The organism is Agrobacterium sp. GW821-FHT14E08 (assembly GCF_058803865.1).
The window spans coordinates 116,928-135,614 of sequence record NZ_JBXAPJ010000002.1 but is presented as its reverse complement, the minus strand read 5'-3'; the positions used below and the strand labels follow the sequence as shown (position 1 = coordinate 135,614).

22 protein-coding genes are annotated in these 18,687 nt (G+C 59.8%); 15 read left to right on the top strand and 7 right to left on the bottom strand.

Going from position 1 to position 18,687, the window contains the following annotated elements:
- Positions 1 to 10: 10 nt before the first annotated feature.
- The 5 genes from AC1ROR_RS09445 to AC1ROR_RS09425 form a co-directional block, all read right to left on the bottom strand.
- Positions 11 to 388 carry a hypothetical protein gene (locus AC1ROR_RS09445; RefSeq protein WP_035218570.1) on the bottom strand — a complete coding sequence of 126 codons (378 nt, stop codon included), beginning with the start codon at positions 386 to 388 and terminating at the stop codon, positions 11 to 13.
- Positions 389 to 496: 108 nt separating this feature from the next.
- Positions 497 to 1,171, bottom strand: coding sequence for an HAD family hydrolase (locus AC1ROR_RS09440; protein WP_080833691.1), 675 nt, complete (start codon positions 1,169 to 1,171; stop codon positions 497 to 499).
- 6 nt (positions 1,172 to 1,177) lie between these two features.
- The gene (locus AC1ROR_RS09435) at positions 1,178 to 1,615 is read right to left on the bottom strand and encodes a bleomycin resistance protein (protein ID WP_035218567.1); all 438 of its coding nucleotides are present in this window, start codon (positions 1,613 to 1,615) and stop codon (positions 1,178 to 1,180) included.
- Positions 1,616 to 1,885: 270 nt separating this feature from the next.
- Positions 1,886 to 3,301, bottom strand: a complete 1,416-nt coding sequence (tldD, locus tag AC1ROR_RS09430; RefSeq protein WP_142169497.1) for a metalloprotease TldD — start codon at positions 3,299 to 3,301, stop codon at positions 1,886 to 1,888.
- Between the two features lie 83 nt (positions 3,302 to 3,384).
- Positions 3,385 to 3,909 carry an invasion associated locus B family protein gene (locus AC1ROR_RS09425; RefSeq protein ID WP_003494243.1) on the bottom strand — a complete coding sequence of 175 codons (525 nt, stop codon included), beginning with the start codon at positions 3,907 to 3,909 and terminating at the stop codon, positions 3,385 to 3,387.
- 443 nt (positions 3,910 to 4,352) lie between these two features.
- Between AC1ROR_RS09425 and coxB the strand changes: the two genes are divergently transcribed.
- From coxB to AC1ROR_RS09365, 12 genes are all read left to right on the top strand, one after another.
- The gene (gene coxB, locus AC1ROR_RS09420; RefSeq protein ID WP_080833697.1) at positions 4,353 to 5,216 is read left to right on the top strand and encodes a cytochrome c oxidase subunit II; all 864 of its coding nucleotides are present in this window, start codon (positions 4,353 to 4,355) and stop codon (positions 5,214 to 5,216) included.
- 18 nt (positions 5,217 to 5,234) lie between these two features.
- A complete protein-coding gene (gene ctaD / locus AC1ROR_RS09415) occupies positions 5,235 to 6,950 on the top strand; it encodes a cytochrome c oxidase subunit I (protein WP_035218561.1) in 1,716 nt (571 codons plus the stop codon).
- Positions 6,951 to 7,336: 386 nt separating this feature from the next.
- A complete protein-coding gene (locus AC1ROR_RS09410) occupies positions 7,337 to 8,290 on the top strand; it encodes a heme o synthase (protein ID WP_498589253.1) in 954 nt (317 codons plus the stop codon).
- Positions 8,290 to 8,421, top strand: a complete 132-nt coding sequence (locus AC1ROR_RS09405) for a cytochrome c oxidase system small membrane protein (RefSeq protein WP_003509137.1) — start codon at positions 8,290 to 8,292, stop codon at positions 8,419 to 8,421. Before AC1ROR_RS09410 ends, AC1ROR_RS09405 begins: the two co-directional genes overlap by 1 nt.
- A 42-nt stretch (positions 8,422 to 8,463) precedes the next feature.
- Positions 8,464 to 9,093: a cytochrome c oxidase assembly protein gene (locus AC1ROR_RS09400; protein ID WP_035218556.1), complete on the top strand. Its 630-nt coding sequence runs from the start codon at positions 8,464 to 8,466 to the stop codon at positions 9,091 to 9,093.
- Between the two features lie 61 nt (positions 9,094 to 9,154).
- Positions 9,155 to 10,030 carry a cytochrome c oxidase subunit 3 gene (locus AC1ROR_RS09395; RefSeq protein ID WP_035218555.1) on the top strand — a complete coding sequence of 292 codons (876 nt, stop codon included), beginning with the start codon at positions 9,155 to 9,157 and terminating at the stop codon, positions 10,028 to 10,030.
- Between the two features lie 359 nt (positions 10,031 to 10,389).
- Positions 10,390 to 10,776, top strand: coding sequence for a DUF983 domain-containing protein (locus tag AC1ROR_RS09390; RefSeq protein WP_080833701.1), 387 nt, complete (start codon positions 10,390 to 10,392; stop codon positions 10,774 to 10,776).
- 10 nt (positions 10,777 to 10,786) lie between these two features.
- A complete protein-coding gene (locus AC1ROR_RS09385; RefSeq protein ID WP_080836490.1) occupies positions 10,787 to 11,521 on the top strand; it encodes an SURF1 family protein in 735 nt (244 codons plus the stop codon).
- Between the two features lie 64 nt (positions 11,522 to 11,585).
- A complete protein-coding gene (ispH, locus tag AC1ROR_RS09380) occupies positions 11,586 to 12,632 on the top strand; it encodes a 4-hydroxy-3-methylbut-2-enyl diphosphate reductase (protein ID WP_035218548.1) in 1,047 nt (348 codons plus the stop codon).
- Positions 12,633 to 12,724: 92 nt separating this feature from the next.
- Entirely contained in the window at positions 12,725 to 13,693 is a 969-nt protein-coding gene (locus AC1ROR_RS09375) for a homoserine kinase (protein WP_080836492.1), read from the top strand.
- Complete coding sequence (rnhA, locus tag AC1ROR_RS09370) at positions 13,690 to 14,130, top strand: ribonuclease HI (RefSeq protein ID WP_003494262.1); 441 nt, start codon at positions 13,690 to 13,692, stop codon at positions 14,128 to 14,130. The genes AC1ROR_RS09375 and rnhA overlap by 4 nt, the downstream gene beginning before the upstream one ends.
- A gap of 123 nt (positions 14,131 to 14,253) precedes the next feature.
- Positions 14,254 to 14,562, top strand: a complete 309-nt coding sequence (locus AC1ROR_RS09365) for a Dabb family protein (protein WP_035218547.1) — start codon at positions 14,254 to 14,256, stop codon at positions 14,560 to 14,562.
- A 218-nt stretch (positions 14,563 to 14,780) separates the two neighbouring features.
- Here AC1ROR_RS09365 and AC1ROR_RS09360 read toward each other — a convergent pair whose 3' ends face one another.
- Together AC1ROR_RS09360 and AC1ROR_RS09355 are read right to left on the bottom strand one after the other, a co-directional pair.
- On the bottom strand, positions 14,781 to 15,266 hold the full coding sequence (locus AC1ROR_RS09360; protein ID WP_035218546.1) for a peroxiredoxin: 486 nt from the start codon (positions 15,264 to 15,266) through the stop codon (positions 14,781 to 14,783).
- A gap of 122 nt (positions 15,267 to 15,388) precedes the next feature.
- The gene (locus AC1ROR_RS09355; protein ID WP_080833703.1) at positions 15,389 to 16,237 is read right to left on the bottom strand and encodes a protein-disulfide reductase DsbD domain-containing protein; all 849 of its coding nucleotides are present in this window, start codon (positions 16,235 to 16,237) and stop codon (positions 15,389 to 15,391) included.
- A 160-nt stretch (positions 16,238 to 16,397) separates the two neighbouring features.
- On the opposite strand from AC1ROR_RS09355, the gene AC1ROR_RS09350 reads away from it, so the two are divergent.
- The 3 genes from AC1ROR_RS09350 to AC1ROR_RS09340 all read left to right on the top strand — a co-directional run bounded on the left by AC1ROR_RS09350 (position 16,398) and on the right by AC1ROR_RS09340 (position 18,569).
- Positions 16,398 to 17,003 (top strand): YqgE/AlgH family protein, encoded by a 606-nt coding sequence (locus AC1ROR_RS09350; protein WP_035218992.1) that lies wholly within the window; start codon positions 16,398 to 16,400, stop codon positions 17,001 to 17,003.
- Positions 17,004 to 17,112: 109 nt separating this feature from the next.
- Positions 17,113 to 17,304: a CsbD family protein gene (locus tag AC1ROR_RS09345; RefSeq protein ID WP_035218542.1), complete on the top strand. Its 192-nt coding sequence runs from the start codon at positions 17,113 to 17,115 to the stop codon at positions 17,302 to 17,304.
- A 170-nt stretch (positions 17,305 to 17,474) separates the two neighbouring features.
- Entirely contained in the window at positions 17,475 to 18,569 is a 1,095-nt protein-coding gene (locus AC1ROR_RS09340) for a zinc-binding metallopeptidase family protein (RefSeq protein ID WP_498589252.1), read from the top strand.
- Positions 18,570 to 18,687: the final 118 nt, after the last annotated feature.

The following is an 18,687-nucleotide window of genomic DNA, read 5'->3' as shown; positions in this document are numbered from 1 at the left end:
CCGGCTGCGATCATGAGAGCGAGACGATAAAGAATAAAATTGCGAGAATGGTGGCCACCGGCGTCATGACCCGCCGCTCCGCACGGCTTCGCGACATGGCGTTCAGTCCGATGCTCACCGCAAGCGTGCAGGCGGTGATCCAGATGCCGGCTTCGATCCAGCCTGCCGGCCATAAAGTGATGAAGCCTGCCTTTTGCAGTGGAAAAGATGCGACAAGTGCATAGATTGCGACGGACGCCATGCTGGCAAGGCGCTGCGTGGCGGGCAGAACCCTGTGCTCGCCGCCCCAGGCAAAGCGGCCGAAGGGCGCACCCGCCGCAAGGGCAATCTGAAACGCGGAAAGAGCAAATAGTATAAGCGTTGCGAGCGACACGGCGACAAGCAGCATGATCACTCCGTTGATGGATGTGCCCCAAATGCATTCGAACGGGACCGGCCTGTCAGCCGATATGCGCATTATCATAAAGACCAATGGCTAAAGCCATGTGACGCGTTTTCAAACCTCTGAAAGCTGCGCCTTTTGCAGGAGGTCTGCAACCGCATGAAGGTCGCTCGATACGGCGATGCATCTTTCCCGCATTTCCTCGGTCGGCGGCGCAACATCCGGCACCATGATCGTCATCATGCCCGCCGATGTGGCCGAGCGGACGCCGGAATAGGAATCCTCCAGCGCCAGGCAGCGGCCCGGATCGATGTCGAGACGCTTGGCGGCGGTCAGGTACGGCATGGGTGAGGGCTTCGGCTCCTTATAGTCGCCGCGTGCGACGATGGTGTCGAAACGTTTGAGAAGATCATGGGGCCCGAGATGGCGTGTGACCGAATCGTGCCGCGAGGAGGTGGCGATGGCGCGGCGGATGTCGAGCCTGTCGAGGAGATCGAGAATGTCGATGACGCCGGGTTTCAGCGCCACGCCTTCCGCCATCATCACGGCAAGATGCCGCAGCCACGCATCCCGAAAGGCATCGATGGGAAAATCCGCACCATAATCGGCGAAGATGGTTCCGGTGATGACATCCCAGGGGCTGCCGCAGACCTTCTGATAGGTCTCGACCCGCATTCCGTGGCCGCCTTCATCTGACGCCGCCAGAAATGAATCGCGATAGAGCGCCTCGCTTTCGATCAGCAATCCATCCATGTCGAAAACGACGGCGTGAGGAAGAAAAGGCAGCATGCTGGCTCAGCCGAACCGGAAGGGGCGTTCGCCGAGGCTCTCGAACGGGCGGATGAGGTAGCCGTCCGGATCGGCAACGATGAATTGCCGGTTGCCGACCTCGACCGTGCCGCGCCTGTACCATTTTTCCTCGAGCGGCATGATGAGATCGATCGAGGATCGTTCCAGCCGGGAGAGAATGGGCTGCAGGGAAGGGACGGCGAGTTGCAGGTTCATGCCACGGCCAAGCGGAAATTCAAGCGCGGCATTGTCCGCCACGAAGGTCCGGGTCGCGCCGATCTGGTCGATCATCAGCTGCGCATCACCCAGCGCCAGATAGGTGAAGCCCTCTTCGGGCCGCTCATACACCACATGAAAACCGATCAGGTCGCAATAAAAAGCGCGGCTTTTCTGCCAGTCGCTGACGGCAAGTTCCGGGACGAGGGCATTTCGTATGATGGTCATGGTCTCCTTTGACGCGCAGAGGCCCGGCGGTGGGAGGATGGGCCTGCGGTAATGCGACGATCTTATCGTCTTCCGGGTGACTTGCCAGAAAAATCCTCATCATGGCTGGCATGTGTGAGGCTCTGTGCTGAAGCCGGTTTAACTTCTCGCCCGGCAACAGGGTTCCTGCCGTCATGCCGGATCGAGGCCGGAATGACGAGTAAGGGATGGCTCAGCACCGGTCTTCAGAGTACTTATGCCCCCACACGCGCGACGCCGCCCGTGCCGCGACTAAGCCTTCGTGCCGCCAACGGTGATCTGGTCCATGCGCAGATGCGGCTGGCCGACGCCGACCGGCACCCATTGCCCGGCCTTGCCGCAATTGCCGATGCCCGTATCGAGTTTGGAATCGTTGCCGATCATCGATACGCGCTTCATCGCGTCCGGCCCGTTGCCGATCAGCATGGCGCCCTTCACCGGCGCGCCGATCCTGCCGTTCTCGATCAGATAGGCCTCGGTGCAGCCGAACACGAACTTGCCCGAGGTGATGTCCACCTGTCCGCCGCCAAAGGAAACGGCATAGATGCCCTTTTTGACCGAGGCGATGATCTCTTCCGGCGTCTTGTCGCCCGATAGCATGTAGGTATTGGTCATGCGTGGCATCGGCACATGCGAATAACCCTGCCGGCGGCCATTGCCGGTCGCCTTCGCGCCCATCAGCCGGGCGTTCTGCCGGTCCTGCATGTAACCCACCAGCCGACCATTCTCGATCAGCACATTATAAGCCGAGGGCGTTCCCTCGTCATCGATGGTCAGCGAACCGCGGCGGCTGTCGATGGTGCCGTCATCCACGACCGTTACGCCGGGAGCGGCGACCATTTCGCCCATCAGCCCGGCAAAGGCCGAGGTCTTCTTGCGGTTGAAATCACCTTCCAGACCGTGACCGACCGCCTCATGCAGCATCACGCCGGGCCAGCCGGAGCCGAGCACCACATCCATGGTGCCCGCCGGCGCATCGATGGCGGTGAGGTTGACGAGCGCCTGACGCAACGCCTCGTCAGCGCCACGCTGCCAGCTTTCCGTGGTTATGAAATCACCAAAGCCGACACGGCCGCCAATGCCGTAGGAGCCGCTTTCCTGCCGGTCGCCTTCGCCGGCCACCACGGAGATATTGATGCGGGTCATCGGCCTTATATCGCTGACGCGATGACCGTCGGCGCGCAGAATATCCACCACCTGCCAGCTTGCGGAAATCGTCGCCGTCACCTGCCGGACATTCTCATTCTTGTCGCGCAGATAGGCATCGATGTCGGTGAGAAGTTTCACCTTTTCCTCGAAGCTCGGGCTGCCGATCGGGTTTTCGTCGCCGTAAAGCTTCTTGTTGGTGCGCTGGGGTGCTGCGGCATAGGAGCCGGAATAACCTCTGGTAACGGCGCCCACCGCATCCGAAGCGCGCTTCAGCGCACCTTCCGAAAGCTCGCCCGCATGGGCGTAACCCACCGTCTCGCCGGCAACGGCGCGCAGGCCGAAGCCCTGGTCGGTGTTGAAGGAGCCGCCCTTGAGGCGGCCATTGTCGAAGGTCAGCGATTCGGCCTGGGCATGTTCGATGAACAGTTCGCCATCGTCAGCACCGGCAAGCGCTTCTGCGACGAGCTTGCGCAATTGCGTTTCATCGCAATCGAAGAGTTTTACAAGATCGTCGGTCATGGCACGCTCCAGTCATTATCGTTCAATGACCGATTTAGGCACTGGAGCGGGCAGACGCAAGGCTGCGCGTTGACGACGAGGCCTTACGGCAGTGCGTCGTAGCCTTCGGCAAAGCCGGTCAGCTCGATCGGAATGCCGACACGGTCCTGATCGACGGATTCACGCAGGGCAAAAACGGCGGCTTTGCCGGCGCGCAGAACCTTCAGCAACTCGTCGTCAATATCCACTTCCACATAGCAGCCTTCGGAGAAGCAGCGGGTGAAATAGGCCCGGCCGATATTGTTGTTGTCGATATAAAGCTCCATGCCATCCTTCAGGAGAACACCGAGCGGCGCGAGGATGCGCAGGATGCGCGACTTGCGGTCGGCGGTTTTCAGCACCACCACCGAAAGCCCCACTTCCGGGCGGTCATCGGCAATCACGTTCTGCATCAGGGCGCATTGTTCTTCGGAGGCGCCGGCCGGCTTGTCGCAGATGACAGACCATGCGCCATGCGTCGACTTCGGCGTGCCGGGCGGCTGCTGTTGCGCCAGCGCCGCAGCGGCGGGGGCGATGATGGCAAGACCGGCGGCGGCAAGAAAAGTGCGCGCGAGCGGGGAAAGACGCATGGATACCTCTGGGATTCGAATCAGTGCGGCTATTTTGACGCCATAATCCGGAAAAAAAAGCCTCAGGCCTTCAATTCCAGCGGAGTTGGGCGGAAATAGGACCTGTCCGCCCGTATGGGCGTGTGATTTGCCGCCGCGACATCCATTATCCGGCGACGAAACGCACGGCAAAACCGGCCGGAAGAAGGGGCTTTGTCGCATCTGCGCTATTTGAAACTGTGTTCGGCCAGTCCGGTCGGGCATGGGGGCGGAGAAAGTCGCTCATGGATTGACCAATGGCAAAATTGGGGCGCATCCGTGTCCCGACGCATATTGCGGCAGAGGACAAACTGTGGTTTGAAGTTAGTACCATAAGCATGGATTCTGCGTCTGTGATTGATCTAGATCAGACGCGTGAGGGAGAGGGTACCGTGACGAATAGGATTTACGCAGCACTGGCGGGGATGACCTGTCTGCTCACGGCTGTCGGCGCCCACGCCGATCAGCCGGTGCATTGGCAAATGGGCATGCAGGAGGCCGCCACGCCGATCATGCACGAAATACGCTGGTTCGAACAATATACGCTCTGGTTCATTGTTCCGGTTACGCTTTTCGTTCTTGCGCTGCTCATTATCGTCGCCCTGAAATTCCGCGCCGCGAAAAATCCGGTGCCTTCCAAGACCAGTCATAACACGACGATCGAGGTGGTGTGGACGCTCGCCCCGGTTCTCATTCTCCTGTTCCTCGCTTTCCCGTCGTTCAATCTTCTGAACGCGCAGCTGACGCAGCCGGAAAACCCGGACCTGACGCTGAAGGCAACCGCCACGCAATGGCTGTGGAGCTATGAATATGCCGCCGCCGAGGGTGCCGAGCCGCTCTCCTTCGACAGCTACATGCTGAAGGATCAGGATCGCGCGGCTGCGGGCAAGGAGGACAAGGCCCGCTATCCGCGTCTTCTTGCGGTGGACAATGAAATGGTCGTTCCGGTCGGCAAGACCGTTCGCCTTCTGGTGACGGCGGCTCCGACCGACGTGATCCACGCCTTCGCCATGCCCGCTTTCGGCGTCAAGATCGACGCCGTTCCGGGTCGCCTCAACGAAACATGGTTCAAGCCGGAGAAGGAAGGCCTTTATTACGGTCAGTGTTCCGAGCTTTGCGGCAAGGACCACGCTTTCATGCCCATCGCCATTCGGGTGGTTTCCGAACAGCAGTACAATGCCTGGCACGCCGCCGCCGCTTCTGATCTGAACGGCGCGAACCGGGCGCTGATGGCCTCCGTCGACGGCGCTCCGCGCACGGTCGATGTTGCCGCCAACGAAACCAACTGACGACTTGGAGTGAGGACAATGGCTGGACCTTCCACACACGACGATCATCACTCGCATGGTCATTCCGCACAAGAAGCGCACGCGCATGACGATCATTCGCATGATGCGCATCATTCCCATACGCCGGGCTTTTTCGCCCGCTGGTTCCTGTCCACCAACCATAAGGACATCGGCACGCTTTACCTGATCTTCGCGATCATTGCCGGTATCGTCGGCGGCGGGCTTTCCGTCGTCATGCGCATGGAGCTTCAGGAGCCCGGCATCCAGATCTTCCACGGTCTGGCCGCCATGGTTTACGGCTTCGAGGGCGACGCCGCCATCGACGGCGGCAAGCACATGTTCAACGTGTTCACGACAGCGCATGCGCTCATCATGATCTTCTTCATGGTCATGCCGGCCATGATCGGCGGTTTTGCCAACTGGATGATCCCGATCATGATCGGCGCTCCCGACATGGCTTTCCCGCGCCTCAACAATATTTCCTTCTGGCTGATCGTTCCGGCTTTCATCCTGCTGCTCCTGTCGCTCTTCGTCGAAGGTCCGGCGGGTGCTTACGGCGTGGGCGGCGGCTGGACCATGTATCCGCCACTTTCGACGAGCGGCATGCCGGGACCGGCGGTGGATCTGGCGATCTTCTCGCTGCACGTCGCCGGCGCATCCTCGATCCTTGGTGCGATCAACTTCATCACCACCATCCTCAACATGCGCGCCCCCGGCATGACGCTGCACAAGATGCCGCTATTTGCCTGGTCGGTTCTCGTCACCGCATTCCTGCTCCTGCTGTCGCTGCCGGTTCTGGCAGGTGGCATCACCATGCTTCTGACCGACCGCAACTTCGGCACGGCGTTCTTCTCGCCGGAAGGCGGCGGTGATCCGATCCTCTACCAGCACCTGTTCTGGTTCTTCGGTCACCCGGAAGTGTACATCCTGATCCTGCCCGGTTTCGGCATCATCAGCCATATCGTGTCGACCTTCTCCAAGAAGCCGGTCTTCGGTTATCTCGGCATGGCTTACGCCATGGTGGCCATCGGCGCCGTCGGCTTCATCGTCTGGGCGCACCACATGTACACAGTCGGCCTGTCGCTTGAAGCGCAGCGTTACTTCGTCTTCGCCACCATGGTCATCGCGGTGCCGACGGGTATCAAGATCTTCTCGTGGATTGCGACCATGTGGGGCGGTTCGCTGACCTTCTCGACCCCGATGGTATGGGCGATCGGCTTCATCTTCCTGTTCACGGTCGGTGGCGTCACCGGCGTGCAGCTCGCCAATGCCGGTCTCGACCGTTCGCTGCATGACACCTATTACGTTGTGGCCCACTTCCACTACGTTCTGTCGCTCGGCGCCGTCTTCGCCATCTTTGCCGGCTGGTATTACTGGTTCCCGAAGATCACCGGCTACATGTACAGCGAGTTCATCGGCAAGCTGCATTTCTGGGTCATGTTTATCGGCGTGAACCTGATCTTCTTCCCGCAGCACTTCCTTGGCCTCGCCGGCATGCCGCGCCGCTACATCGATTATCCCGATGCCTATGCCGGCTGGAACCTGGTATCCTCCTATGGTTCCTATATCTCGGCTGTTGCCGTCGGCATCTTCCTCTTCGGCGTCTGGGAAGCCTTCGCCAAGAAGCGGATCGCCGGCAACAATCCCTGGGGTGAGGGTGCGACGACGCTCGAATGGCAGCTGTCTTCACCGCCGCCTTACCACCAGTGGGAACAGCTTCCGCGCATTCGCTGATGCGCGGACCGGAAGGTGCAGGCAAGGCCTGTGCATTCCGGTTGCTGGAATACGGGGCGGCATGGTTTCGTCCATGCCGTTTCCGAAGGCGGGTGGATCCGCCGCTGCGTGACATTTTGTCCAAGCGAAGCGCGCCGTCCGACATGATACATGCCCGGATGTGATAAATGCCAATTTTGGCCTTTATGAAGAAGCAGGCGCAGACGAATGGCGGAATGGGCGCGGCGAAAAGCCGGCGAATGGCATTGGTTCGACCCGATGCCGCCCGCCCGCGACATTCGGACCCAGGAACTGACGCGCCGAACATGCCGAAAATAATCTTCGTTTTTCGGGCCGGTGCAGGGGATGCCGCGGCAAGCGTCATCTGAAAGAAAACAGGACAGGAAATGACCGTTATCGACAATCGCGAAATGCTGGGCGCAGAAAGCTCCGAACTCTCGGAAGCCGGCGCACGCGATTATTTCGAATTGCTGAAGCCGCGCGTCATGTCGCTGGTCGTCTTCACGGCCTTTGCCGGCCTCGTGCTGGCGCCGGGCGAAATCAATCCGGTGCTTGGCATCATCGCCATTCTCTGTATCGCCGTTGGTGCCGGTGCCTCCGGCGCGCTCAACATGTGGTACGATGCCGATATCGATGCCGTGATGAGCCGCACCGCGAAACGGCCGATCCCGTCCGGTCGCATTGCGCCGCGCGAGGCCCTGGCCTTCGGGCTGACGCTGTCGGCCTTTTCGGTGGTCATTCTCGGCCTTGCGGTCAACTGGTTCTCGGCCGGCCTGCTGGCCTTTACGATCTTCTTTTATGCCGTTGTTTATACGATGTGGCTGAAGCGCTCGACGCCGCAGAACATCGTCATCGGCGGTGCTGCCGGCGCTTTCCCGCCCATGCTCGGCTGGGCCTGCGTCACCGGCGGCGTTTCGCTTGACAGCGTCATCCTGTTCCTCATCATCTTTTTGTGGACACCGGCGCATTTCTGGGCGCTGGCGCTCTTCAAAATGCGTGACTACGGCGCCGTCGGCATTCCGATGATGCCGAACGTGGCGGGCGAGCGCTCCACCAAGAACCAGATGATCGTTTATGCCGTGCTGACCGCTGCTGCTGCCGTGGCGCCTTATTTCACGGGACTGGCGAGCGGCGGTTACGGCATTTTCGCTGCGGTGCTGAGCGCCATCTTCGTTTACTGTTCGCTCGATGTCCGGCGCATGCCTGAGGGTGACGAGAAGATGCTGCCCGCCAAGAAGATGTTCGCCTATTCGGTGCTTTACCTCTTCGCCATCTTCTCCGGCCTTTTGGCCGACCATTTTGCTCCGGCCCTGAAGGCCGTGATTTCGGGAGTTCTGTGATGGAAACGGTGGAACTGAGCGCGGCGCAGAAAAAATCGAGACGCGGGCGCAATATTGCGCTCGGCGTCCTGCTCGCCGGTCTGGTGGTGCTGTTCTACGTCATCACCATCATCAAGATCGGTTCGCATTGACGGCCTGACGGTAAGAGGACGAGATCGGAGGAGGGGGAGGACATGGCGAATACTGGGACAAATATCGGATCAGATAAGGCAACGGCCGGTACGCAGCGGGTAAGCAACCGCTCGATCCTCGTGCTCTGTCTCGTGTTTTTCTGCGCCATGATCGGCATGGCCTATGCCGCCGTTCCCCTTTATACGCTGTTCTGCCGCGTCACCGGCTATAACGGCACGACCCAGCGCGTCGAGCAATATTCCGACGTCATCCTCGACAAAACCATCAACGTCACCTTCGACGCCAATACGTCGAACGGTCTCAACTGGGATTTCCGTCCCGTTGACAAGAAGGTCACGCCAAAGATCGGGGAGACGGTGCAGGTCACCTTCAAGGCGACGAACCGCTCGCCCGTGGCAACCACGGGAACGGCGGTCTTCAATGTCACGCCCATGGAAGCGGGCGCTTATTTCAACAAGGTGGAGTGTTTCTGCTTTACCGAAACGACGCTGCAGCCGGGTGAAACGCTGGAAATGCCGGTGGTTTTCTTCGTCGATCCCGACATCGCCACTGCGCGCGAAACCAAGAGCATTCATACTTTAACGCTGTCCTATACGTTTTATCCGGCCAAAACCGAAAAACCGGTTGCGTCCTTGCCGGTAAAGACCGAGTCTGGCGAAAGCAAATTGTGAGAGGAGATCTGGCCTTTTATCCGGGGCCGGATCAGGGAAGAGATACCAGGGGATTGTCGCAATGGCAGATACGCATCAGAAGAACCACGATTACCACATCATAGATCCAAGCCCCTGGCCGCTTCTGGCCTCGATCGGCGCCTTCATCCTGACCTTCGGCGGCGTCTGTTACATGCGTTACCTGTCGGGCGGTTCCTTCAAGCTGTTCGGCGCGGAACTGGCCAATCCCTGGCTTTTCTATATCGGCCTCGTCATCGTGCTCTACACCATGTACGCCTGGTGGGCGGACACGATCAAGGAAGCCAATGAGGGCAGCCACACCCGCGTCGTTTCGCTTCACCTGCGCTATGGCATGATCATGTTCATCGCCTCCGAGGTGATGTTCTTCGTCGCTTGGTTCTGGGCCTATTTCGATGCCAGCCTTTATCCGCATGAGGCCATTCAGGCGTCCCGCCTCGAATATACCGGCGGTCAATGGCCGCCAAAGGGTATCGAAGTCATCGATCCCTGGCACCTGCCGCTCTACAACACCGTCATCCTGCTTCTGTCTGGCACCTGCGTCACCTGGGCGCACCACGCCCTGCTGCACAATGACCGCAAGGGCCTGATCACCGGTCTGGTTCTCACCGTCGCGCTCGGCGTCCTGTTCTCTACGGTGCAGGTCTACGAATACATTCACGCCCCGTTCGACTTCAAGAATTCGATCTATGGCGCGACCTTCTTCATGGCCACCGGTTTCCACGGTTTCCACGTCTTCGTCGGCACGGTGTTCCTTCTCGTGTGCCTGTTCCGGGCCATTGCCGGCGGTTTCACGCCCAAGCAGCATTTCGGTTTCGAAGCCGCCGCCTGGTACTGGCACTTCGTTGACGTCGTCTGGCTGTTCCTGTTCTTCGCCATCTACATCTGGGGTGGTTGGGGAGCGCCGGTGCACGGCTGATAGCGCTGGATAGGGCCTAAAGCCAAAGCAAGGCATCCGGTGGAGCGAGAGGGTGCACCTTGTTTCTTCTCCCCGCCGGGGAGAAGTCTGCGGCAGCGGGATGAGGGGGCTACGGTAGAGATAGACCGATAGCTCGCCCCCTCATCCGACCCTTCGGGCCACCTTCTCCCCGGCGGGGAGAAGAAAGTCGCAGCGCCGTCGAGCAACAACAGGTGCCCGGGTTCTGAGGCAAGCTTCCAGGAGATTGGACGTCATCCTCGGGCTTGACCCGAGGATCCATAGCCCGCTGAAATCGTGGGTCCTCGGGTGAAGCCCGAGGAGGACGGGCGAGGGGTTAGGCAACTTCGCGGGAGGTCATCATGTCAGAACCATCAAACGGCAATTTTGCGCCTGTTGATCCCATCAAGGTGGGCTTGAAAGGCTGCTGCCCGCGTTGTGGTAACGGCCGGCTGTTCGACGGTTTCCTGACGCCGAAACCGGCCTGCAGCGCCTGCGGGCTGGATTATGGCTTTGCCGATGCGGGTGATGGCCCGGCCGTCTTCGTCATGCTGATTGTGGGTTTTCTGGTCGTCGGTCTGGCGCTCTGGTTCGATCAGCGTTTTGGCCCGCCCGTCTGGGTGCATGTCATGCTCTGGTTGCCTTTCACGGTGATTGTCTCGCTCGTGCTGCTGCGCAAGCTGAAAGGGATCATGATTGCGCTGCAATACCGCAACAATGCAAGCGAAGGCAGGCTTGATCGTGAATGATGTTTCCCACATGAAGGCGGCGGAAAGACGGGTCTGGTTTGCTGCGCCGCTTGTCCTGCTGGCACTTGCCATCCTGCTCGGGCTGGGCACCTGGCAGGTGAAGCGGCTCTATTGGAAAGAGGCCCTGATGGCCGATATCGAGGAGCGGCGGAGCGCAAGCCCGGCCACGCTCTCCGACATCGAGACCATTACAAAAAGCGGCGGCGAGATAGAATATCGCAGGGTCAGCCTTTCCGGCACGTTCGATCACGCCCGCGAACGGCATTTCTTCGCCACCCATCAGGGCAGAACCGGCTATTATATCTATACGCCGCTGACGCTTGCCGATGGCCGAATTCTCTTCGTCAATCGCGGCTTCGTGCCCTTCGAGATGAAGGAACCGGCAGAGCGCCCCGACGGCCAGGTTGCCGGCGAGGTGACGATCACCGGACTGGCGCGCGCGCCGCTCGTCACTAAACCATCTTCCCTGCTGCCGGATAATGATGTCGCCAAGAACATCTTCTATTGGAAGGATCTGGCGGCGATGGCCTCGAGCGTCAATATCCCGTCGGACCGGCTGGTCCACCTCTTCGTCGATGCCGATAATGCGCCCAATCCCGGAGGCTGGCCTGAAGGTGGCGTGACGCTGATAGATTTGCCCAACAATCACCTGCAATATGCGATAACGTGGTATGGCCTGGCGGTGGCCCTTGTCATCGTCGCCGGTTTTGCCTATTTCCGGAACGGTAAGGCGCAGGGTGAATAAAGCACGTGCCGTCCGATAATGGCTGGTTATCGGGCAAGGCCAAGGAGCAGGCCAAGGAGCAGGAATGAACATCGCCGTTTCCAAACCCCCTTTGACAATAAGGCTGTGCGGACCGCGCGGCTTTTGCGCGGGCGTGGACCGGGCGATCCAGATCGTTGTGCTGGCGCTGAAGGCCTATGGCGCGCCGGTCTATGTTCGCCATGAAATCGTGCATAATCGCTATGTGGTGGAAGGGCTTGAAGCCAAGGGCGCGGTCTTCGTCGAGGAGCTGCATGAGATCCCCGTCGAGCACCGCGAGCAGCCGGTGGTCTTTTCCGCCCATGGCGTGCCGAAATCCGTGCCTGAAGACGCGCAGGCGCGCAACCTTTTTTATCTCGATGCCACATGCCCGCTGGTCTCCAAGGTGCACAAACAGGCCATGCGCCACCAGCGCCTCGGCCGCCATGTCGTGCTGATCGGCCATGCCGGTCACCCTGAGGTCATCGGTACCATGGGTCAGCTGCCCGAAGGCACGGTCTCGCTGGTCGAGACGGTGGAGGATGCGGGTGTTTATGAGCCGGTGGACCGTGAAAACCTCGGTTTCGTTACCCAGACGACACTGTCGGTCGATGATACCGCCGGCGTCATCGCCAGGCTGCAGGAACGCTTCCCGGCCATTCAGGCGCCTGCCGCCGACAGCATCTGTTACGCAACCACCAACCGTCAGGATGCGGTAAAGCAGGCGGCGCCCGGCTGCGATCTGTTCATCGTCGTTGGCGCCCCCAATTCCTCCAATTCCAAGCGGCTGGTGGAAGTGGCGCTGCGCGCCGGCGCCAAACATTCCGTGCTGGTACAGCGTGCGGCGGAAATCGACTGGGATGCGATCGGCGATATCCGCACCGTTGGTCTTTCGGCTGGCGCCTCCGCACCGGAAGTCATCGTCGATGAGATCATCGAAGCTTTCAAGGCGCGGTTCGACACGACGCTCGATCTGGCCGTCACGGTGGAGGAAACGGAACATTTCCTCGTCAATCGCGAGCTGCGCAGTATCGAACTGACGACGGACGACATGGCTTTCGTCAACGGCAATGCCAGCAATGCGCTTCCGCCGAAAACCGCCGCCGGTGCCTGAAACGGAATGACGGTCAATGCGGCTGGCCTTCGCGTTGCATCCGTCATTCTCACCCCAGATTTTCACCCTTTCCTTCATCAAGAGATTTGAAATTGGCAGTTTATACGGACATCACCGAAGATGATCTGAGGAATTTCCTCACGCAATATGACGTCGGCAGCCTCACTTCCTATAAGGGCATTGCCGAAGGCGTCGAAAACTCCAATTTCCTGCTGCACACCACCAAGGACCCGCTGATCCTGACGCTTTATGAAAAGCGCGTGGAAAAAAACGATCTGCCTTTCTTCCTCGGCCTGATGCAGCATCTGGCCGCCAAGGGCCTGTCCTGCCCCCTGCCGCTGCCGCGCAAGGATGGCGCGTTGCTGGGCGAACTGTCGGGCCGGCCGGCGGCGCTTATCTCCTTCCTTGAAGGCATGTGGCTGAGAAAGCCGGAAGCGAAGCACTGCCGCGAAGTCGGCAAGGCGATGGCCGCCATGCATCTGGCGGGCGAGGGGTTCGAAATCAGACGGCCGAACGCACTCTCCGTCGAGGGCTGGAAGGTGCTTTGGGACAAATCCGAAGACCGCGCCGACGAGGTGGAGAAGGGCCTGAAAGACGAGATTCGCCCCGAGATCGATTATCTCGCCGCCCATTGGCCGAAGGATCTGCCAGCCGGCGTCATCCATGCCGATCTGTTTCAGGACAATGTGTTTTTCCTCGGCGACGAGCTTTCGGGTCTGATTGATTTTTACTTCGCCTGCAACGATCTGCTCGCTTATGACGTGTCGATCTGCCTCAATGCCTGGTGCTTCGAAAAGGATGGCGCTTATAACGTCACCAAGGGCAAGGCGCTCTTGGAGGGTTACCAGTCGGTGCGCCCGCTGAGTGAGGCGGAACTGGAGGCGCTGCCGCTTCTGGCGCGCGGTTCGGCGCTGCGTTTCTTCCTGACGCGGCTTTACGACTGGCTGACGACGCCGGCCGGCGCGCTGGTGGTGAAAAAAGATCCGCTGGAATATCTGCGCAAGCTGCGGTTCCACCGCTCCATCGCCAATGTCGCCGAATATGGGCTGGCCGGCGAATGAAACATGTCGATATTTTCACCGATGGCGCCTGCTCCGGCAATCCCGGTCCCGGCGGCTGGGGTGCCGTGCTGCGTTATGGTGAGGTGGAGAAGGAACTCTCCGGCGGCGAGGCCGAGACCACCAATAACCGCATGGAACTGCTGGCGGCGATTTCGGCGCTCAACGCGCTGAAAAGCCCCTGCGAGGTCGATCTTTATACCGACAGCGCCTATGTGAAAGACGGCATCACCAAATGGATTTTCGGCTGGAAAAAGAAGGGCTGGAAAACCGCCGATAACAAGCCGGTCAAGAATGTCGAGCTGTGGCAGGCGCTGGAAGCGGCGCAGGAGCGCCACAAGGTAACGCTGCATTGGGTCAAGGGCCATGCCGGCCACCCGGAAAACGAGCGCGCCGATGAACTGGCGCGCAAGGGCATGGAGCCCTTCAAACGGCGGTAATGGAAACCTGTCTTATTCGGCCTGTGTAATCCGGGCCATATCTAATCCGGGGTTGTGAAAACTGAAACCCGATTTATCTTGTCGTCAAACAGCCGGACAGTCCGGCGGAGGAGAGGAATTCGGATGATCCTGCATTGTGTATTTTTGCGCTTCAAGGCTGCGACGGCATCCTCTGAAAAACAAGCGGTGTTCGAAGCGATTGCGGCCCTGAAGGACGTGATACCGGGCATCATCGATGTAAAATACGGCCAGAATGTTTCGCCCGAGGGCCTGAATGGCGGTTTCGTCGACGGTTTTATCGTGACGCTTGAAAGCCCCGAGGCCCGCGACGATTACCTCGCCCATCCCCAGCATATGGAAGTCGGCGAGCGCCTCGTGTCGCTGACCGATGGCGGTCTGGCCGGGCTTCTGGTGTTTGATATGAATGTCTGAGGGAAGGGCGGCTTGGCCGCCCTTTTTGTTTTGTCGCTAAAAGCAGCGTTGATGCGTTTGGCGATGTCGTGTCAGTCGATACACCGTCACCCCGGACTTGATCCGGGGTCCAGTGCGATCAAGTCCTTGATCGCAAAAGACTCTTATCAAGGCGCAGACGCGCCGTGGCTGGATGCCGGATCAAGTCCGGCATGACGGAGAGACTAAGCCACCTGCCCTCAAAGCTGCTCGATCATCGCAGCAGCGGCCGAAACCGTCGCCTGACCGGGGTTTTCTTCCACGTTGAGCGACTTCACCACGCCGTCTTCGACCAGCATCGAATAGCGCTTGGAGCGCACACCGAGGCCGCCGCCGGAAAGGTCGGCATCAAGGCCAAGTGCCTTGGTGAAAGAGGCATCCCAGTCGGCGAGGAAGTGGATTTTGCCCTGACCGCCGGACGATTGCGCCCATGCGCCCATAACGTGCCAGTCATTGACGGCGACAACGGCGATGTCATCCACGCCTTTTGAGAGAATGGTGTCGCGGTTTTCAAGATAGCCCGGCAGGTGGTTCAGCGAGCAGGTGGGGGTGAAAGCGCCGGGCACGGCGAAGAGAACCACCTTCTTGCCGCCGAAAAGCGCGTCCGTGGTGGTTTCCACCGGGCCGTCGGCCGTCTTTTCCTTGAAGGTTGCGGAAGGCAGTTTTTCGCCGATCTTGATGGTCATGTCCGTGCTCCTGTAGCCGTTCGGTTCGCGCGACTATAGAGCAACCAAATGAAACGTGTCATGCGGTTTTCGCGGGAAATTCCACTGCGGAGGCGATCGCTCAAGCGTGGCGGCAAAACCCATCAGGGCTTCGGGAAATTCAGCATCGTCTCCATGGCCCGGTCGCCGGATTTGACCAGAATCGGCCAGCTATTGCCCTGCACCTGATAGGTTTTCGGCAGGCCCTTGATGTTCATGTAGAAAGAGAGCTTGCGCTTGTCGCGCACCAGGTTCTGCGGTTCGTAATAGGCAAAGCCCGAGGGACCGGCGATGAAGATTTCGGTCTCCTTCGGTGCGTTTTCCGGAAGCTGCAGCTGCACGCCAAGCATGGTCTTGTCGGGCGTGATGTGGAAATCGGTCACCTTGAAATCGTCGGATGCGGCTTCGGGCAGCGTCTCGCGCGCCTCTTCCAGCAATCGTCGTTCTTCGCCGTCATCATCGCCCGCCTGGCCGCGGTCGATCGAAAACGTCGCCTCGAAAGGGATACAGATATTCTGGCAGACGCCGATGAAGGCGGTGAGGTCGATCTTCCCGCCTGCGGATGTGTCGGCGGCTTTCAGCTGGAAGGGAAGGCTGACGGCGTGATCATAGCCGATATCGGTAATGTCGCCGTTTTCAATCAGCTTCGGAACCGGGTAGGCCATGGTGGTAAGGCTGACACCGCTTGCCGGGTCGAGCCTGATCTGAGGCGGTATGCCGGCTTCTCCCGGCTCCCGCCAATAGGTTATCCAGCCGTCTTTCGGCTCGATCTGCAGCACGCCGCGCACCACGCCGTCCGCATCCATCGCAAGGCTTGCCACGCGCATCTGGCCGCCTTCGCTTCTGGCCCAGTCGGTAATCTCTGCCCGGGCGGCTTGCCCGCTGCCGAGGACGGCGGCGAATGCGGCGAGGAAGCGAAGATGTGAAAATCGAAAGAATGTCCTGAAGCTCATTCTTTCCGTCTAACCCAACATCGCCCGGCGGACCAGTTACGAATTCGTGCGGTTCATCATTTTCGGTTGATTGATCGGGCGCTATGCCGCATCCTGTTCCCTGTCGAAGTGCGAACGCCTTTTCCGTTCAAGAACGGAATTCGGCCTGCTGGAGGCGCCGGTGAGCTTTTCAACCCTGATGGACAAACGCGAACGTGGCTTTCTCGATGGTCAGTTCCTCATCGCGATGCCGGGGCTGGACGATGGCAATTTTGCCCGTTCGGTAATCTATATCTGCGCCCATTCGGATGCCGGTGCCATGGGCTTCATCATCAACCGTCCGCAGCAGATCACCTTCACCGATATTCTGCTGCATCTGAAACTGGTTGATAGCAACGACGCCATCATGCTGCCCAACCGCACCCGTGAATTTCCGATACAGTGCGGCGGTCCGGTCGAATCCGGTCGGGGCTTCGTGCTGCATTCGGATGATTACCTGAGCGAATCCAGCATTCCGGTCAGCGACGACATTTCCCTGACGGCGACGCTCGATATCGTCCGCGCCATTTCCAACGGCCGCGGCCCGCAAAGGGCCACCATGCTGCTGGGTTATGCCGGCTGGGGACCGGGGCAGTTGGAAAACGAGATCGCCAATAATGGCTGGCTGAATTGCCCGGCCGCCGAAGAGCTGATCTTCGACCGCGGACTGGACAATAAATATGAGCGCGCGCTTGCGTTGATGGGCGTCGACCCGCGCATGCTCTCGCCCGATGCCGGCCACGCCTGAGTTTTCCGCCGCTTTCACGCGTCTGCCGGCTGGAACCAAACCTTGCTCCCTCACGTTAGTCACCCGGAAAGCCGGACAAGACAGTGCGGTTAAACTAGGGAGCAGTGACATGGGTAGCACATCAGACAAGATCGCCGGTAAAGCCAACGAAGTCGCCGGCAAGGTCAAGAAGAGCGTCGGCGAAGCGACCGGCAACAACGAGTTGCGCGCCAAGGGTGCGGCCCAGGAAACAAAGGGCAAGATCCAGAAAAACGTTGGCAAGGCCAAGGATGCCGTCAAGGGCGCCGTTGATCGGATGTAATCTCGCCCGACGGATTGCGCCTCTCTGACGATGCGGCGCTCGGAGCGCATGTGTGACAGCACATGCGCTCTTGTCGTCTGAGGGGCAGGAACGTCCGGCTTGTTACGCCGTTCATGTTGATATTCTACGGTTGCCTCCACCCCACCTGATCCATCGCAAGGGTTTCATCGATGAAGCTTTTTTCCTGCGCTTCCTGCGGCCAGCCGGTCCATTTCGACAATCGTTTCTGCGTCTCCTGTGGTCATCGTCTGGCCTTCGTGCCGGAGCGCCTTTCCATGGAAGCGCTTGCACCCGCGGGCGAGCCGAACTGGCAGATCGTTGCCCAGCCGGAAAAACAGGTGCGTTTCTGCGTCAACGAGGTGAATGACATCTGCAACTGGTCTGTCCCGGCGGAAAGTGACAGCGCTTTTTGTCCGGCCTGCAGCCATAATCGTCTGGTGCCTGATATCGCGACCGAGCAGGGGATCGAACAGTGGCGACGTCTCAGCCAGGCGCAGCGCCATCTGTTTTATTCGATCCTGCGGCTCGGCCTGCCGCATCCCAACCGGGATGCCGATCCGGCGGGTGGGCTGGTCTTCGACTTTCTGGTCGATGAGGTGGCGCCCGACGGTTCGGTTATTCCCGCCATGACCGGTCACGATGAGGGCCTGATCGCCATCCGTGCGGCGGAAGCCGATGATGCGACACGCGAGCAGGTGCGCGCCAACATGAACGAACCCTACCGCACCATGCTTGGCCATTTCCGCCACGAGGTCGGGCATTTCATCTGGAACAAGCTGGTGCGCGATGAGAACCGGCTGGAAGCCTGCCGCGCCGTGTTCGGTGACGAGCGCGAGGATTATGCGGCGGCGCTGCAACGTAATTACGAGCAGGGACCTCGGCCTGACTGGCAGGAGAATTTCATAAGCTCCTACGCCTCCGTCCACCCATGGGAAGATTTCGCCGAATGTTTCGCCCATTACCTGCATATCGTCGACACGCTCGAAACGGCGCGCGCCTTCGGTGTGGCGATCGATCCGGACGGACATGAGGAAATGGCCGCAGAGGTGACGTTCGATCCCTACAAGGCCCGCAGCGCCGCGCAACTGGTCAAGGCCTGGATTCCGCTCAGCGTCGCCATCAATTCCATCCAGCGCAGCATGGGGGAGGCGGACCTCTATCCCTTCGTGCTGACGCCGCCGGTGGTGACGAAGATGGAATTCATTCACGACCTCCTGCATGGGAGGGTGGCGGCGGATGCACAGCCGGTGATGATGGTTCAGTAAGGAACGCCTTACCCTCGACGTCATCCTCGGGCTTGACCCGAGGATCCACAACCACCTGCGACAATGGATCCTTGGGTCAAGCCCGAGGATGACCTCGCGTTAGATAGAGGGGACGGGG

Coding starts and splice junctions, on each gene's coding strand:
- AC1ROR_RS09395 (WP_035218555.1), top strand. CDS start 9,155: ATGGCAGATACGCATCAGAAGAACCACGATTACCACATCATAGATCCA.
- ctaD (WP_035218561.1), top strand. CDS start 5,235: ATGGCTGGACCTTCCACACACGACGATCATCACTCGCATGGTCATTCC.
- AC1ROR_RS09400 (WP_035218556.1), top strand. CDS start 8,464: ATGGCGAATACTGGGACAAATATCGGATCAGATAAGGCAACGGCCGGT.
- rnhA (WP_003494262.1), top strand. CDS start 13,690: ATGAAACATGTCGATATTTTCACCGATGGCGCCTGCTCCGGCAATCCC.
- AC1ROR_RS09385 (WP_080836490.1), top strand. CDS start 10,787: ATGAAGGCGGCGGAAAGACGGGTCTGGTTTGCTGCGCCGCTTGTCCTG.
- AC1ROR_RS09340 (WP_498589252.1), top strand. CDS start 17,475: ATGAAGCTTTTTTCCTGCGCTTCCTGCGGCCAGCCGGTCCATTTCGAC.
- AC1ROR_RS09360 (WP_035218546.1), bottom strand. CDS start 15,266: ATGACCATCAAGATCGGCGAAAAACTGCCTTCCGCAACCTTCAAGGAA.
- AC1ROR_RS09365 (WP_035218547.1), top strand. CDS start 14,254: ATGATCCTGCATTGTGTATTTTTGCGCTTCAAGGCTGCGACGGCATCC.
- AC1ROR_RS09410 (WP_498589253.1), top strand. CDS start 7,337: ATGACCGTTATCGACAATCGCGAAATGCTGGGCGCAGAAAGCTCCGAA.
- AC1ROR_RS09435 (WP_035218567.1), bottom strand. CDS start 1,615: ATGACCATCATACGAAATGCCCTCGTCCCGGAACTTGCCGTCAGCGAC.
- AC1ROR_RS09445 (WP_035218570.1), bottom strand. CDS start 388: ATGCTGCTTGTCGCCGTGTCGCTCGCAACGCTTATACTATTTGCTCTT.
- AC1ROR_RS09405 (WP_003509137.1), top strand. CDS start 8,290: ATGGAAACGGTGGAACTGAGCGCGGCGCAGAAAAAATCGAGACGCGGG.
- coxB (WP_080833697.1), top strand. CDS start 4,353: ATGACCTGTCTGCTCACGGCTGTCGGCGCCCACGCCGATCAGCCGGTG.
- AC1ROR_RS09390 (WP_080833701.1), top strand. CDS start 10,390: ATGTCAGAACCATCAAACGGCAATTTTGCGCCTGTTGATCCCATCAAG.
- AC1ROR_RS09440 (WP_080833691.1), bottom strand. CDS start 1,171: ATGCTGCCTTTTCTTCCTCACGCCGTCGTTTTCGACATGGATGGATTG.
- AC1ROR_RS09425 (WP_003494243.1), bottom strand. CDS start 3,909: ATGCGTCTTTCCCCGCTCGCGCGCACTTTTCTTGCCGCCGCCGGTCTT.
- AC1ROR_RS09345 (WP_035218542.1), top strand. CDS start 17,113: ATGGGTAGCACATCAGACAAGATCGCCGGTAAAGCCAACGAAGTCGCC.
- AC1ROR_RS09355 (WP_080833703.1), bottom strand. CDS start 16,237: ATGAGCTTCAGGACATTCTTTCGATTTTCACATCTTCGCTTCCTCGCC.
- tldD (WP_142169497.1), bottom strand. CDS start 3,301: ATGACCGACGATCTTGTAAAACTCTTCGATTGCGATGAAACGCAATTG.
- ispH (WP_035218548.1), top strand. CDS start 11,586: ATGAACATCGCCGTTTCCAAACCCCCTTTGACAATAAGGCTGTGCGGA.